The sequence below is a fragment of the Streptomyces violaceoruber genome (genome assembly GCF_033406955.1).
Taxonomy (GTDB): Bacteria; Actinomycetota; Actinomycetes; order Streptomycetales; family Streptomycetaceae; genus Streptomyces; species Streptomyces violaceoruber.
In genome coordinates, this window is record NZ_CP137734.1 from 3095889 (window position 1) to 3108511 (window position 12623).

General features: G+C 70.3%; 15 protein-coding genes. 2 read left to right on the forward strand and 13 right to left on the reverse strand.

From position 1 onward, the window contains the following. Positions 1-207: 207 nt before the first annotated feature. Positions 208-561: a hypothetical protein gene (locus R2E43_RS13455; RefSeq protein ID WP_234328728.1), complete on the forward strand. Its 354-nt coding sequence runs from the start codon at positions 208-210 to the stop codon at positions 559-561. A 97-nt stretch (positions 562-658) separates the two neighbouring features. Here the strand turns inward: R2E43_RS13455 and R2E43_RS13460 are convergent, their stop codons facing one another. The 12 genes from R2E43_RS13460 to R2E43_RS13515 form a co-directional block, all read right to left on the reverse strand. Next, entirely contained in the window at positions 659-1279 is a 621-nt protein-coding gene (locus R2E43_RS13460; protein WP_030872566.1) for an OmpA family protein, read from the reverse strand. Between the two features lie 8 nt (positions 1280-1287). After that, the gene (locus R2E43_RS13465) at positions 1288-1866 is read right to left on the reverse strand and encodes a hypothetical protein (protein WP_329431069.1); all 579 of its coding nucleotides are present in this window, start codon (positions 1864-1866) and stop codon (positions 1288-1290) included. 33 nt (positions 1867-1899) lie between these two features. Further along, the gene (locus R2E43_RS13470) at positions 1900-2496 is read right to left on the reverse strand and encodes a pilus assembly protein TadG-related protein (protein WP_189284819.1); all 597 of its coding nucleotides are present in this window, start codon (positions 2494-2496) and stop codon (positions 1900-1902) included. Beyond that, entirely contained in the window at positions 2496-2696 is a 201-nt protein-coding gene (locus R2E43_RS13475; protein ID WP_189284818.1) for a Flp family type IVb pilin, read from the reverse strand. The genes R2E43_RS13470 and R2E43_RS13475 overlap by 1 nt, the downstream gene beginning before the upstream one ends. A 262-nt stretch (positions 2697-2958) precedes the next feature. Beyond that, positions 2959-3861, reverse strand: a complete 903-nt coding sequence (locus R2E43_RS13480) for a DUF5936 domain-containing protein (RefSeq protein WP_093456905.1) — start codon at positions 3859-3861, stop codon at positions 2959-2961. Between the two features lie 19 nt (positions 3862-3880). Beyond that, on the reverse strand, positions 3881-4831 hold the full coding sequence (locus R2E43_RS13485) for a type II secretion system F family protein (RefSeq protein WP_332056232.1): 951 nt from the start codon (positions 4829-4831) through the stop codon (positions 3881-3883). Positions 4832-4840: 9 nt separating this feature from the next. Beyond that, positions 4841-6178 (reverse strand): CpaF family protein, encoded by a 1338-nt coding sequence (locus tag R2E43_RS13490; RefSeq protein ID WP_003973968.1) that lies wholly within the window; start codon positions 6176-6178, stop codon positions 4841-4843. An 18-nt stretch (positions 6179-6196) separates the two neighbouring features. Next, positions 6197-6592: a TadE/TadG family type IV pilus assembly protein gene (locus R2E43_RS13495; RefSeq protein ID WP_011029999.1), complete on the reverse strand. Its 396-nt coding sequence runs from the start codon at positions 6590-6592 to the stop codon at positions 6197-6199. Between the two features lies 1 nt (position 6593). Next, positions 6594-6989 (reverse strand): TadE/TadG family type IV pilus assembly protein, encoded by a 396-nt coding sequence (locus R2E43_RS13500; protein WP_003973970.1) that lies wholly within the window; start codon positions 6987-6989, stop codon positions 6594-6596. Then, positions 6986-8242, reverse strand: a complete 1257-nt coding sequence (locus R2E43_RS13505) for an AAA family ATPase (protein WP_003973971.1) — start codon at positions 8240-8242, stop codon at positions 6986-6988. Before R2E43_RS13505 ends, R2E43_RS13500 begins: the two co-directional genes overlap by 4 nt. A 7-nt stretch (positions 8243-8249) precedes the next feature. Next, on the reverse strand, positions 8250-8957 hold the full coding sequence (gene cpaB / locus R2E43_RS13510; RefSeq protein ID WP_003973972.1) for a Flp pilus assembly protein CpaB: 708 nt from the start codon (positions 8955-8957) through the stop codon (positions 8250-8252). A 179-nt stretch (positions 8958-9136) separates the two neighbouring features. After that, entirely contained in the window at positions 9137-10078 is a 942-nt protein-coding gene (locus R2E43_RS13515; RefSeq protein ID WP_011029997.1) for a hypothetical protein, read from the reverse strand. Positions 10079-10396: 318 nt separating this feature from the next. Here R2E43_RS13515 and R2E43_RS13520 point away from each other — a divergent pair, with 318 nt between their 5' ends. Then, on the forward strand, positions 10397-12112 hold the full coding sequence (locus R2E43_RS13520) for a chitinase (protein ID WP_332056233.1): 1716 nt from the start codon (positions 10397-10399) through the stop codon (positions 12110-12112). 84 nt (positions 12113-12196) lie between these two features. Here R2E43_RS13520 and R2E43_RS13525 read toward each other — a convergent pair whose 3' ends face one another. After that, complete coding sequence (locus tag R2E43_RS13525) at positions 12197-12490, reverse strand: hypothetical protein (RefSeq protein ID WP_234328693.1); 294 nt, start codon at positions 12488-12490, stop codon at positions 12197-12199. Positions 12491-12623: the final 133 nt, after the last annotated feature.

A 12623-nucleotide genomic window follows, 5' to 3' on the forward strand; every position in this document is an offset into this window, starting at 1 on the left:
CCTTCGGGCTCCGCGCCGACTGGGCAACCTCCTGCCGGAGGAGACGAGCCCCGCTCCTCGGCGTCGGCGTCGTCCTGCTCGTCGTCTCTTCCCCAGGGGTGGCGGCGGGTCGAGGTCCCCGCGCTGACCGTCTGCTTCGGTCGACCGGGCGGATGGGGCGAGAAGCCCGCCGGTGAACTGCAGAGCTCCTGGGGTTCCCCGGACGGCGTGTACGACCTGACCGTCAAGCGGGACAGGACGTACGGCACGACCGCTCGGGCGGCCTCCGCCGGGCAGCTGGCCTGGTATCGCGACACCTCCGAGTCGTCGATGGCCGGCGTCGAGGTCACCACGCACAAGACGCGCCAGAACGGTCGGGACGCTCTCTGGCTGGAGATCGACTACCACTGGGAGAAGCAGAGCGCACCGCGCAAACGCCTGGAGGTCTTCGTCGCCGGGAAGGCCGGCTACGTGTACCAGTTGCTGGTCGACACCGAGGCGACCTCGCAGCGGCTGGCCGAGCAGAGCCGCCTGTTCGCGGCCGCGCGGAAGAACCTGCTGATCGACGTCAGCACGGGGTGACGTACGCGAGGGGACGCGGCCGTCGTGAGGGCGTCAGCGCCGCGAGGGCCCTCAGGGCGGTGTGTGGGCGGGAGTGCGTTCGGTACCGCGTGGTGCGTCAGGGCTCCGTGCGGGGGAAGGAGACCTCGACCCTGCGGTTCTTCTTGCGGCCGGCTTCCGTCGAGTTGTCGGCGATGGGGTACTGCTCGCCGTAGCCGCGGACCTCGTAGGTGATGCCGGCGTCGTTGAGGGACTGGGACAGGACGTCGTGTACGGCGTTGGCCCGGCGTTTGGAGAGTACGTCGCCGTGGGCGGAGGAGCCGAGGTCGTCGGTGAAGCCGAAGACGCGGACTCTTGTGGCGTTCTGGGTCCTGATCTCGTCGGCGATGCCTCTGATGCGGGACTTCGCCTCCGCGCCGAGCTTCGAGCTGTCCTTGCCGAACAGCACCTCGGCCTGGAGCGCGAGCGTCACGCTGGTGTTGGTGTCCTCGCGGCGTTCGTCGCCGCTCTGCTCTTCCACCACCGACTTGATGTCCAGCACCTTCGCCTGCGCGAGCGTGGCCCCGTCCGGGAGCTTCAGGTCGGGGTCGTTGGGGTCCACCTCCACGGGGGCGGAGGCGGAGGGTTCGGTGCCCGGGGGGTCGTTGGGGTCGTCGTCGGCGTGGGCGGTGGTGGTGCCGCAGACGGTCGTGGCGAGCATGAGGGTGACTGCGGCCAGCAGGCGTGGGGGTGAGGTCATGGTGTGCCTCACCCGGAGATCTCGACGGTGCCGGTCGTGAACATCGGCAGCTGGAGCGTCACCTCGGCCGTGTCGGCGGGGGGCGCGGGGAACTGCATGAATACCGGCAGGGACTCGCCCGCTTTCAAGGGAGGGAACTTGGTTGTCGTGAGCGGGCGCCCCTCAGTGTCGCGCAGTACGTAGTAGCGCTTCTTGCCCTTCGAGTCCACCAAGGTGGCACCGCCGAGCGATTTGCCGTTACGAATGATCTCCGTCTCGTTTCCGCTCAGTTGAGCAGGGACGTTGACCGCGTCATCCCCGTCGTTCTTGAGATCCCCGCTGACCGTGACGAAGCCCCCTCCGTCCCGACTCGCTTCGGTGACTTTGAGGAACAGGCCGCTGGGGCCCCTGAGCTCCGCCAAAGTTTCCCCCGGGTCTCCCTCCTGGGCATCCGGCTTCGAGTCGCTGCCTCTGGAGGAACTCGTAGGCGTCCCCGGCTCGTCGTCGCCACCTCCACCACCACAACCCGCCAGACCGAAGACCAGTACGGCAGCGATGGGCCACGCCATCAATCGGCCGTGGGCCGCTGTTGTGAACCGAATGCTCATGATTCCGCTTCCTTGGTCCTCTTCGTTCGCTTGTCAGCTGTCGGCCAGATGGACGTCGAACAGGTCCTCGGGTTTCGGTAGGTCCGAGAGGTCGTTCGGCTTAATGTCCCAGTCCCCGCCGTCCTTGCAGGAGAGGCTTGGCAGCACGTCGTCGTCGGCGTCCTCGGCAAGCGGCTCGAACCGGCAACGGGCCTCGATCACGGCGGTCGCGGTCTGTGTCGCCTTCCGTTCCTCCGTGCCCGGCACGATGGTGTCCCCGACGGAGCCGTTCGTCTCGGCGACGACCGTGTAACCCAAGCGGCCGTCCGGTGCGCACTCCACGCTCGCGTCGTTGCGCGCTGCCAACTCGTGGGCGCGCCAGCATCCGCTGGGTACCGGTGCCTCACCCTCGAAGATGTCCTGCCACGAATCCGGATCCAGAACGTGGGTGATCCACTGATCCGTAAGCTGGTCTCTGGTCTCCAAAGCCGCCGCGAGCGCTGCGGCGTCCGCAGCAGTCTGGGCCTCACTGCGAGTCGCCGCGGCCTGGCCGACAGCGAAGTACGCGAGCGCGAGAAAGAGCAGGCCCCCCACCACGGTGATGTAAATGGGGAAAGCCTGCCCAGCGTCTCCGTTCGCCCGAAGACCCATCAGATGCCAGTGACCTCGGTGATCTTGTCCGTGATCGCGTTGTAAATCGTCTGCCCGATGTCCGTCCCCGTGATCGCCAGCACGATCGCCACCACCACGGCGATGATGCCCAGGTACTCCACCGCCGTCTGGCCCTTGTCGTGCCGGGTGGTGAGGCGGGTGTGCAGGTATGCGGCTGCGGTGTGGAGCCAGTTGGTCATGGTGTTCCCCTCCAGGGTGGACGAAGCCGTGTTCCTCGTGCGGGTGGGCGGCGGTGATCTGCTGGCTGGTCGTGCCGGACGTCAGGGCATCCACGATCTCCACCTCCCTCGCGCTCGGTTGGGACCTCGACCTGTCGGGAGTACCAGGTGTCGACTGTCCCACAACGGATTGCGAATGCGAAAGGTATTGCGGCGAATTGAGGCCAATGGGTCGTATAGCGCTGCGAGTTGTCTTCTCCTGTTCATGTGCAGTCGCACTCCCCTACTCACCCGTGATCGTTCCGAAGTCCGTCCCCGAGCCCAGGATCAGGCCTGCCCCGAGGAGGATCATCGTGGCCGGGACCATGAAGGTCGTGATCATCAGCGTGGCCTTGGGGACCGCGCGGGCGGCCTTGCGGCGGGCGTTCTGGGCGTCCGTGCGGCGCATGTCCTTGGCCAGTGAGACCAGGGTGTCGACGATGGGGGCGCCCAGTTCCTCGCCCTGCTGGAGTGCCGTCACGAACATGGCCACCTGCTCGGAGTCGTTGCGCCGGCGCAGCTCCGTGAAGGCCTCCCGGCGGCTCATGCCGAGGTCCATCTGGCGGAGCGTGATGCGCAGTTCGTCGGCCCAGGGACCTTCGTAGCGGGTGGACACCCGGTCCAGGGCCTGGCGGAAGCCCAGGCCCGCGCTGACCACGACCGCGAGGACGTCCAGGAAGTCGGGGAGGGTGCGCTCGATGACGTCCTTGCGGATGCGGATCGCGGACCAGATGCCCACCTCCGTCCAGAACGCGCCGAAGGCCAGCAGGAGGAGGGCCACCAGGTACTGGCCGCGGAGGAGGAAGACCAGGAAGCCGAGCGCGCCCAGGAAGCCGTAGACCGCGCGGCGGGCGGCGTAGCGGTCGATGGTGAGGCCGCCGGGGTTGCCGGCCAGGTCGATCCTGCGGCGGTACCGGGCGACCAGGGCCGGGCCCATCAGGCGCAGTACGGCGGGGGCGTAGCGCATGCCCATGCGGTCGATGAGGGAGTGCGCCGCGCCGGTGCGGGTGGCGCCGACCTCCAGGGCGAGGGCGAGGTCGTCGGGGAGCTTGGCCTCGGCGCGGTACATGCGGACGCCGGCGAAGACGCCCCAGACGGCCAGGGCCATGAGGAGGGCCAGGAGGACTGCGGGGAGTGCGGGGGGCATGGCGGTCTCTTCCCTCCTCTCAGACGTCGATGCGGGACAGGCGGCGGATGAGGACGAAGCCGACGGCGTAGAGCGCGAAGGCGGTGATCACGGCGGCCTGGCCGGCCGGGGAGCCCGTCATGCGTTCCAGGGCGCCGTCCTTCACCCCGTTCATCAGGAGCAACGAGCCGATACCCAGGACGGGGACGGCATACGACGTCATCGTGACCTGGGAGAGTTGGGTGCGGACCTCGCGCCGGGTCTCCTTGCGTTCCTCCAGGGTCTCCGTCAGGTTGCGCAGCGCGCCGACCACCTGGCCGCCGGCGCGGTTGGACAGCACGAGGGTGGTGACCAGGACCACCAGTTCGCGGGAGGGGAGGAGGCCGGCGAGTTCGCCGAGGGCGTCGTCCATGGAGGCGCCGATGGCGAGTTGGTCGGCCACCTTGCCGAGTTCCTCGCCGGCCGGGGCCTCCAGTTCCTCCGCGGCCATGCCGATGGCGGTGCGCAGGGCGAGTCCGGCCTGGGTGGCGTTGGCGAGAATGCGGGCGAGTTCGGGGAGTTGGTTGATGAACTTCTCGATGCGTTTCTGACGTTGCCAGTTGAGGAACTGGATCGCCACGCCGATGCCGAGGAGGCCCGCCAAGGGGCCGAAGAAGGGGGCCAGGGCCGCCTGGCCGATCAGCCACAGGCCGGCGACCGTCGCCAGCATGTACGCGAAGAACTCGCCGGGGGTCACGTCCAGGCCGGTCGCCGACAGGCGGCGTTCCAGGTTCCGGCCCAGCCCGGTGCGGCGCAGGCGGCGGTCCAGGGTCGGGAAGCGGCGTCGGCGTCCGGCCGACGGTGCCTGGCCGGTCGCGGTGAGGCGGTCGACCAGGGCCGCGCGCTGGGCCTTGCCGGCGGCGTAGGAGTGCAGGCCGACGACCGCCAGGACGCAGGTCAGCAGCGTGACGCCGGTGGTGAGCGTGACGAGCGTGTCGAGTTCCGGTTCCATCGGGCGGTCCTACCTGGCTTCTCGGGTGGTGAGCTGGTCCGGTGTGTGGGCCACGCCGAAGGCCTGCGGGATGGGCTGGCCCGCCATGTAGAGGCGTTCGGCGGTGCGGTGCGGGAGCGGGTGGTACTCGTACGCGCCGACGACGCGGCCGTCGGCGGACATCGGGCGGGCGTTGAAGCGGGCGACCGTGGCCAGGCGGTAGGGCTCGCCGCCGTGGCTGGCCAGCAGGGCGATCTCGGTGATGCGGCGGGCGCCGTCGGCGAAGCGGGTGAGCTGGATCAGGACGTCGACGGAGCTGTTGATCTGGTCGTGCAGGGCGACGAAGGGGATCTCCACGTCGGACATCGAGGCCAGGGTCTGCAGGCGCATCAGGGCGTCCTCCGCGCTGTTGGCGTGGACGGTGGCCAGCGAACCGTCGTGGCCGGTGGACATGGCCTGGAGCATGTCCAGGGACTCACCGCCGCGCACCTCGCCGACGACGATGCGGTCGGGGCGCATGCGCAGCGAGTTGCGGACCAGGTCGCGGATGGTGATGCGGCCCTGGCCCTCGACGTTGGGCGGACGCGACTCCAGGCGGATGACGTGCGCCTGCTGGAGCTGGAGTTCGGCCGAGTCCTCGATGGTGATGATGCGGTCGGATTCGGGGATGAGGCCGGAGAGGGCGTTGAGGAGGGTGGTCTTCCCGGTGCCCGTCGCGCCCGAGACGATGATGTTGAAGCGGGCCTGCACGAGGCCTGCCAGCAGGTAGAGCATGTTCTCGTCGAGCGAGCCCAGGCCGATCAGCTCCTGGAGGGTGAAGGAGCGGGGGAAGCGGCGGATGGTGAGGGTGGCGCCGGTGAGGGAGAGCGGCGGGATGATGACGTTGACGCGCTCGCCGGAGGGGAGGCGGGCGTCGACCATCGGGTTCGACTCGTCCACGCGGCGGTTGACCGTCGAGACGATGCGCTCGATGGTCTGCATCAGCTGGTCGTGGGAGGCGAAGCGGAGGGGGAGCTGTTCGACGCGGCCGGCGCGTTCGACGAAGATCGCGTCCGGGCCGTTGACCATGATCTCCGTGATCGACGCGTCTTCGAGGAGCGGTTCCAGGATGCCCAGGCCGAGGGCCTCGTCGACGACCCGGCGGATCAGCTGGGAGCGCTCGACCGTCGACAGGACCGGGCCCTCGCGGCTGATGATGTGCCCGAGGACCCGCTCCAGGCGGGCCCGGCGCTCGGCCGTCGCGAGCGCGCTCATCTCGGCGAGGTCGATCTCCTCCAGGAGTTTGGCCCGGTAGGAGGCGACCAGGTGTCCGTCCTCGCCCCGGCTGCCGTGCTCCTCGGGGGAGTGGATGCGTGCGCGCAGGCTCATGCGTCCTTCGCTCCTCGGTCAGTGGTCCAGCGGCATGGTGGCGGTCCGGGTGGCGGGGTCGAACTCCCAGCCGGGGACGATCGAGGGGATCTCGACGGTCGCGGTGACCGTCACCTCGTCGCCGCCGTAGGACGCGGGGCAGTCGGTGCCGTCCGCCAGCCAGCTGCTGACGGCCGCCGCGCACGCCGTCTCCGCGCTCTCCCGGAGCGAGGCGCTGCGGGCCCCCGCGCGGGCCGCCGTACCGGCCTGCTGGGCGGTGTACGCGATCAGGCCGAGCTGTACGGCGGCCATGCCGACCAGCACCAGGATCGGGAGGAAGCCGAGGTACTCGATGGCCACCTGGCCGCGGTCCCCGGCTCGCGCCCCGCGGCGGTACGGCGTCCCGGTCGGCTTCTTCCTTCGGGAGTACGGCATGTCAGTCGTCCTCCTCTTCCACGGCCCCCGCGTGGCCGTGCACGGTGAACGGGAGGCTGAGGGTGCCCGGGAAGAGGAGGGGGACCTCGATGCGCACGTCGGCGGTGACGAAACCGCCCGCGGCGTCGCAGCCGACACTGGCGCCTCCCTCCCACGAGCCTGGCAGCTTGTCCAGGCCCGCCTCCCGGCAGGCCCCCTGCCGCGCCCCTCGCTCGGCCGCCGTCGCCGCCCGCACCGCCTCGTCCGCAGCATTCCCCGCGAGCGTGTACGTGTATCCCACGAGCACGAGCTGCCACAGCACCACCAGCGTCGCGATGATCACCGGCGTCATGCCGAGGAACTCGATGGTGACCTGACCGCCGTCCCGGGCGCGGTCCCGCCCGCGTAACCCGCTCACCCGGCACCGTCCTTCCGGCGCCGGAAGCCGGACGCGCCCCGGTCCCCCTTGAGCCGGCCGTGTCCCTTCCGGCCCGCGTCGGGCACGCCGGCCAGGCCCAGTTCGCCGGCGAGGGCCCACAGGGCCTGTTTCACGGTGCTCCTGCCGTCCAGTTCGTGGACCCGGCCCGCGTCCACGGCGCCCTGGAGTTCCTTGAAGTTGGCGGGGACCGTGGTGGCGGCGATCGCGGTGCCGGTGATCTTCTGGATCAGCGGGGGCTGGATCTCCGTACCCCGGGTGTGCCGGTTGACGACCACGGTGGTCTCCGCCGCCTTGCGGATCTGCAGCCGTTCCCACATCCGCACCGCCCGCTTGGCGCCCCGTACGGCGACCACGTCCGGGGTGGTGACCAGCAGCGCCGTGTCCGCGCTCTCCACGGCGGCCGCGCCGGCCCCGCCGAGCTGGGCGCCGCAGTCGACGACGACGACCTCGTACCGCGAGCGCAGGGCGCCCACGATCTGGCGGGCGGCGCGGTCGGTGATCTCCTCGCCGCGTTCGCCCTCGCCGGGGGCGAGCAGCAGGGCCAGGCCGCTGTCGTGGCGGAAGACGGCGTCGGCCAGGACGCGCGGGGAGAGGTCGGTGATGGCGGCCAGGTCGGCCACGGAGCGGCGGAACTGGACGTCCAGGTAGGAGGCGACGTCGCCGGTCTGGAGGTCCATGTCGAGCAGGGCCGTGGACCGGCCGGAGGCCTGTGCGGCCAGGGCGAGTTGGACGGCGGTCAGGGTGGCGCCCACGCCGCCCTTCGCGCCGCTGACGGTGACGACGGTGCCGCCGGTTCCGGTGAACACGTCGACGGCGCCGCCGAGGTGCCGGCGTACGCCCGCCGACCACTGGGCCACCGCCTGGACGCGGCTGGCCAGTTCCTCGTAGCCGAGCGGGAGGGCGACCAGGCCGCGGGCGCCGTGGTCCATGGCGGCCTGGAAGAGGCCGGGGCCGGGGTCGGAGGTGACGAGGATGACGCCGACGGCCGGGAAGCGGAGGGCGACCTCGCGGATCAGCTCGAGGGCCGGGACCGGTCCGATGCGCTCGTGGACGATCACGACCTCGGGCAGTTCGTCGACCGATTCGGCGGCCAGGCGGGCGAGGGTGTCGACGAGCTGCGTGGAGTCGGTGACCGGGGCGACCGGTTCGGCCTCCGGCAGCTGGCTGAGCAGGGTCGTGAGGGACCGTACGGCGTCCGGGTCGCCGACTGCCGGGAGGATCCTCGTGGCCATACGGCTCTCACTTGTCCTTCGCGAGTTCGTACGTCCGGTCCTTGTCGGGGACCGTGGTGTCGCCGCCGGGGGCCACCAGCGCGAGCCGGACGCGCCGGGCGAACGACTCGGCGTAGGTGATGCGCTGCGCGTCGATGGTGGACAGGGCGAAGGTGATGGGGACGGCGTCGGTGGGTTCGCGGTCGCGGCTGTCCTCGTCGGGTTCGAGCGAGGTGAGTTCGCCGACGTCGATGACCTTGGCACCGGTCACGATGATCTTCGACTGGTCGGGGTCGCCCTCGCGCGGGCCCTCGAAGGTGGCGTACACGTTGACGGTGGAACCCGGGGTGATCTTCCCGGCGACGCCGGTCGCCGCGTCGATCATGATGGCGACCTCCTGCTGCCCGGGCCGCAGGGCGGGCGTGTCGACGATCATGTCGGTCTGGAGCAGCGAGCCCGCCTTCAGCGTGGTCACGGCTATCTTTCCGCGGACCCGGGACAGGTCGGTGACGGCGTTCTCGGACAGCCAGCGCTCGGGCATCTCGACCTTCTCGAACTGAGTCGCGCCGAGCTCCGTGTAGGGCTCGATGTCGGACTTCACCCGGTACGCGGTCACCTCGGGGCCGACCTTGGACTTCACGTCGTTGATGACGGACAGCACGCCGGCGAAGGCGCCCAGGGCGCAGAGGACCGACAGGATCAGCAGGATGATGCCGCGGCGCTGACGGGAGTTCATGGGCCGTGCAACCTCATTGGGGGGTCGGACGTCCGGACGGACGGGGGTGGGCGGACAGGTGGCGGACGAACGGGGAGCGGACGGGGGGCGGGCGGGGAGCGGACTGGTGGCGGGCGGACGGGGGCGAGGGGCCGGGCGGGCGAGGTCTGGCTCGCGGAAGCGGACGGGGCGCTACGGACCTACCCAGTCAGGGCTCGTCTCTCACGACGGCGGCCGAGGGCGGGATCGCGGCGGGGGGCGAGCGCGCGGTCCCGGCCGCCGCCCCCGGCACCGCCGTCGTCGTAGACGGGTGGTGTCGCGGAGCAGAACACGCAGCGGTCGCCGATGACGTCGATGCCGCACCAGTGGCAGGTGCCCCGCCGTACGGACGTGACGAGTTGGTAGAGGACCGAGAGGTCGGGGAGGTACGCGCAGAACTCGGTCAGCCGCCCGGTCCCCCACCAGGTGGCGGACTCGGCGGGCAGGGCCGTCTCACGCAGCCCCTGGACGTGCCAGGACGGGGCGAGCGAGCCGGTGACCCAGTCGGTCGGGTGCTGTCCCTTGGCGACCAGCAGCCAGGTGCCGAACTCGGGCCCGGCCAGGGCGGCTTCGGGGCCGATCCGCACCAGTTGCGGCACGGGGTGGGCGACGACGCCGAACTGGCTGCCGGGCACCCAGGACCTGGCGTGCGCCTTCAGGCCGACGGGGACGTGGTCGAGCCGGGCGACGGAGCCGAGCAGCGCACCGGCGTGGATGTAGTGGGTGAGCAGCCGGCCGGCGGAGGCGAGGACACCCGGGCTGAGGTCGCAGGAGGCCAGCTGGCGCAACTGACGGGCCAGCACCGCGATGCCGAGCGGCGGCAGCGGCGGCCGGAACAGGGCGATGCGGTCGGTCTCCAGGAGGGCGCGGACGGTGTGCAGGCGGCGTTCCACGCTCGCGGGGACGGCCTGGGAGCACACGACGATCACGTGCCCGCACTGATCGACCAGCGTCTGCAACTCGGCCAGGACGCTCTCCAGGGGGCGCCGGTCGACGTCCTGGAGCACGGCCGCGGGCAGGGTGCGTTCGTCCTGTGGCGGCAGTGCCAGGTCGGCACTGGTCACGGCAATGGCAGTTGGCACGCGCGGCTCCCCGTCTCCCATGCCCGTCGGCCCGCCGGTGTTACTCCGGCACACCCGGATGACTTCACTGCGTGACTACCTGAGCACTGTATCCACGCCTCTGTGACCGGAGAACAGCGTTTCTCCAGCCTGTGGAACAACTTGTGTTGCACAAGACGCGCCAAATCAGGGCAGGTTGAGCATTTTCGATGGCGAGCCGCCCCTTTCCGGACGGCAGCGACCCGGCCGCCAACTTGGTCCGTACCTACCTCTTGACACCTTCAATTGGTCTGGACCACCTTGTACGTCAGCGGTGGCCGCCGTCCCCCATTCCGCCCCACCCCACCCCCGGAGGCAGCAGTGGACCCCGTACGCAGACGCAGCCGCGGAAGACGTCTCGGCTCCTTGACGGGCGCCGTCACCGCCGCCCTGGCACTCGCCTTCACCGCCGTCGGCCCGGCCTCGGCCGCCGACGTCAACAACGCCAAGAACGCCGGTTTCGAGTCGGGGCTGAGCAACTGGACCTGCTCGGCGAACAGCGGTACGACGGTCGCCTCTCCGGCGCACGCGGGCTCCGCCGCGCTGAAGGCCACCCCGGCGGGGCAGGACAACGCCCGCTGTTCGCAGAGCGTCGCGGTGAAGCCCAACTCGACGTACACGCTGAGCGCCTGGGTGCAGGGCGGGTACTCCTACCTGGGCGTGACGGGCACGGGGACGACGGACGTGTCGACCTGGACCCCGGACTCGACGGCGTGGAAGCAGCTGAAGACCACCTTCAGCACCGGCTCCTCGACGACCTCCGTGTCCGTGTACACGCACGGCTGGTACGGGCAGGCGGCGTACTACGTCGACGACCTGTCCGTCTTCGGCCCCGACGGCGGTGGCGGCGACGGCGGGAACCCCGACCCCACGGTGCCGTCGGCCCCGGCCGGCCTGAGCGTCTCCGGCACGACCCCGAACTCGGCCTCCCTCAGCTGGAACACGGTGTCCGGCGCCACCGGCTACAACGTCTACCGCGACGGCACGAAGGTGACCGCGGTGACCGGCACGTCGGCGACGGTGACCGGCCTCGCGGCCTCGACGTCGTACTCCTTCCAGGTCACGGCGACGAACGCGGCCGGTGAGTCGGTGAAGTCGGCGGCGGTCACGGCCCGCACCACGGCTCCGGACGACGGCGGCAACGGCGGTGACCTGCCCAAGCACGCGGTGACCGGCTACTGGCAGAACTTCAACAACGGGGCGACGGTCCAGAAGATCTCCGACGTGCCGTCCGCGTACGACATCATCGCGGTGGCCTTCGCCGACGCGACCACGACGCCGGGCGCCGTGACCTTCAACCTCGACTCGGCCGGCCTCGGCGGCTACACCGTCGACCAGTTCAAGGCGGACGTACGGGCCAAGCAGGCCGCGGGCAAGAAGGTCATCATCTCGGTGGGCGGCGAGAAGGGCACGGTCTCGGTGAACAGCTCCGCCTCCGCGACGAACTTCGCGAACTCCGTGTACTCGGTGATGCGGGAGTACGGCTTCGACGGCGTCGACATCGACCTGGAGAACGGTCTCAACCCGACGTACATGACCCAGGCCCTGCGCGCCCTGTCGGCGAAGGCGGGCCCGGACATGATCCTCACGATGGCCCCGCAGACGATCGACATGCAGTCGACGCAGGGCGGCTACTTCCAGACCGCGCTGAACGTGAAGGACATCCTCACGGTCGTCAACATGCAGTACTACAACAGCGGCACGATGCTGGGCTGCGACGGCAAGGTGTACGCCCAGGGCACCGTCGACTTCCTCACCGCCCTGGCCTGCATCCAGCTGGAGGGCGGCCTGGCCCCGTCCCAGGTGGGCCTCGGCCTGCCGGCCTCGACCCGAGCGGCGGGCGGCGGCTACGTCTCCCCGTCGGTGGTCAACGCCGCCCTGGACTGCCTCACCAAGGCGACCAACTGCGGCTCCTTCAAGCCCTCCCGGACGTACCCCGACCTCCGGGGCGCGATGACCTGGTCCACCAACTGGGACGCGACGGCGGGCAACGCCTGGTCGAACTCGGTGGGCGCGCACGTGGACGCCCTTCCGTAACTCCGGCCACCCCTACCCATACGGCCGCCCCTGCCGACCAGGCCCCCGCCCGCCTAAACGCGGGCGGGGGCCTGTCGCTGCACGTCAGCCGTCTCCCCACGTCGCGCGCAGGTCGGAACATCGCACCAGTACGGTCGCATCCGTCAGCGCGATCTCGTGCACGCAACCGTCCTGTGTGGGGATGATCTCGTCGAGGATCACGGTCTCGGCCTCCGTCCAGTCGATCTCCCGATGGCTTTCCATCGAGAAAGACGTGACCCCGACGTACTCGATACGCAGTCCCTCCTCGTGTTTCCACGCGTTCGGAGCGAACCGGATGCTCATGCTCTCGTTCCTGCCCACCGGGACGTGGACGTCGGCCAACTCCAGGTCCTTCACGCACCGAGCACTCCGGAAGTTGTAATGGTCCGCATCCGTGGCGAACTTCCGCGCCCCCGATGGCAGATCCTCACTCAGCCTGGGCAATTGCTCCAGGTACTCCCCGGGATCCACGTGAAACCCAGGCAGTCGC

Bases quoted from the DNA above. Each gene is read 5' to 3' on its own strand.
- R2E43_RS13485 (WP_332056232.1), bottom strand. From the start codon at position 4,831: ATGGAACCGGAACTCGACACGCTCGTCACGCTCACCACCGGCGTCACG.
- R2E43_RS13505 (WP_003973971.1), bottom strand. From the start codon at position 8,242: ATGGCCACGAGGATCCTCCCGGCAGTCGGCGACCCGGACGCCGTACGG.
- R2E43_RS13475 (WP_189284818.1), bottom strand. From the start codon at position 2,696: ATGACCAACTGGCTCCACACCGCAGCCGCATACCTGCACACCCGCCTC.
- R2E43_RS13470 (WP_189284819.1), bottom strand. From the start codon at position 2,496: ATGGGTCTTCGGGCGAACGGAGACGCTGGGCAGGCTTTCCCCATTTAC.
- R2E43_RS13480 (WP_093456905.1), bottom strand. From the start codon at position 3,861: ATGCCCCCCGCACTCCCCGCAGTCCTCCTGGCCCTCCTCATGGCCCTG.
- R2E43_RS13460 (WP_030872566.1), bottom strand. From the start codon at position 1,279: ATGACCTCACCCCCACGCCTGCTGGCCGCAGTCACCCTCATGCTCGCC.
- R2E43_RS13515 (WP_011029997.1), bottom strand. From the start codon at position 10,078: ATGGGAGACGGGGAGCCGCGCGTGCCAACTGCCATTGCCGTGACCAGT.
- R2E43_RS13495 (WP_011029999.1), bottom strand. From the start codon at position 6,592: ATGCCGTACTCCCGAAGGAAGAAGCCGACCGGGACGCCGTACCGCCGC.
- cpaB (WP_003973972.1), bottom strand. From the start codon at position 8,957: ATGAACTCCCGTCAGCGCCGCGGCATCATCCTGCTGATCCTGTCGGTC.
- R2E43_RS13465 (WP_329431069.1), bottom strand. From the start codon at position 1,866: ATGAGCATTCGGTTCACAACAGCGGCCCACGGCCGATTGATGGCGTGG.
- R2E43_RS13490 (WP_003973968.1), bottom strand. From the start codon at position 6,178: ATGAGCCTGCGCGCACGCATCCACTCCCCCGAGGAGCACGGCAGCCGG.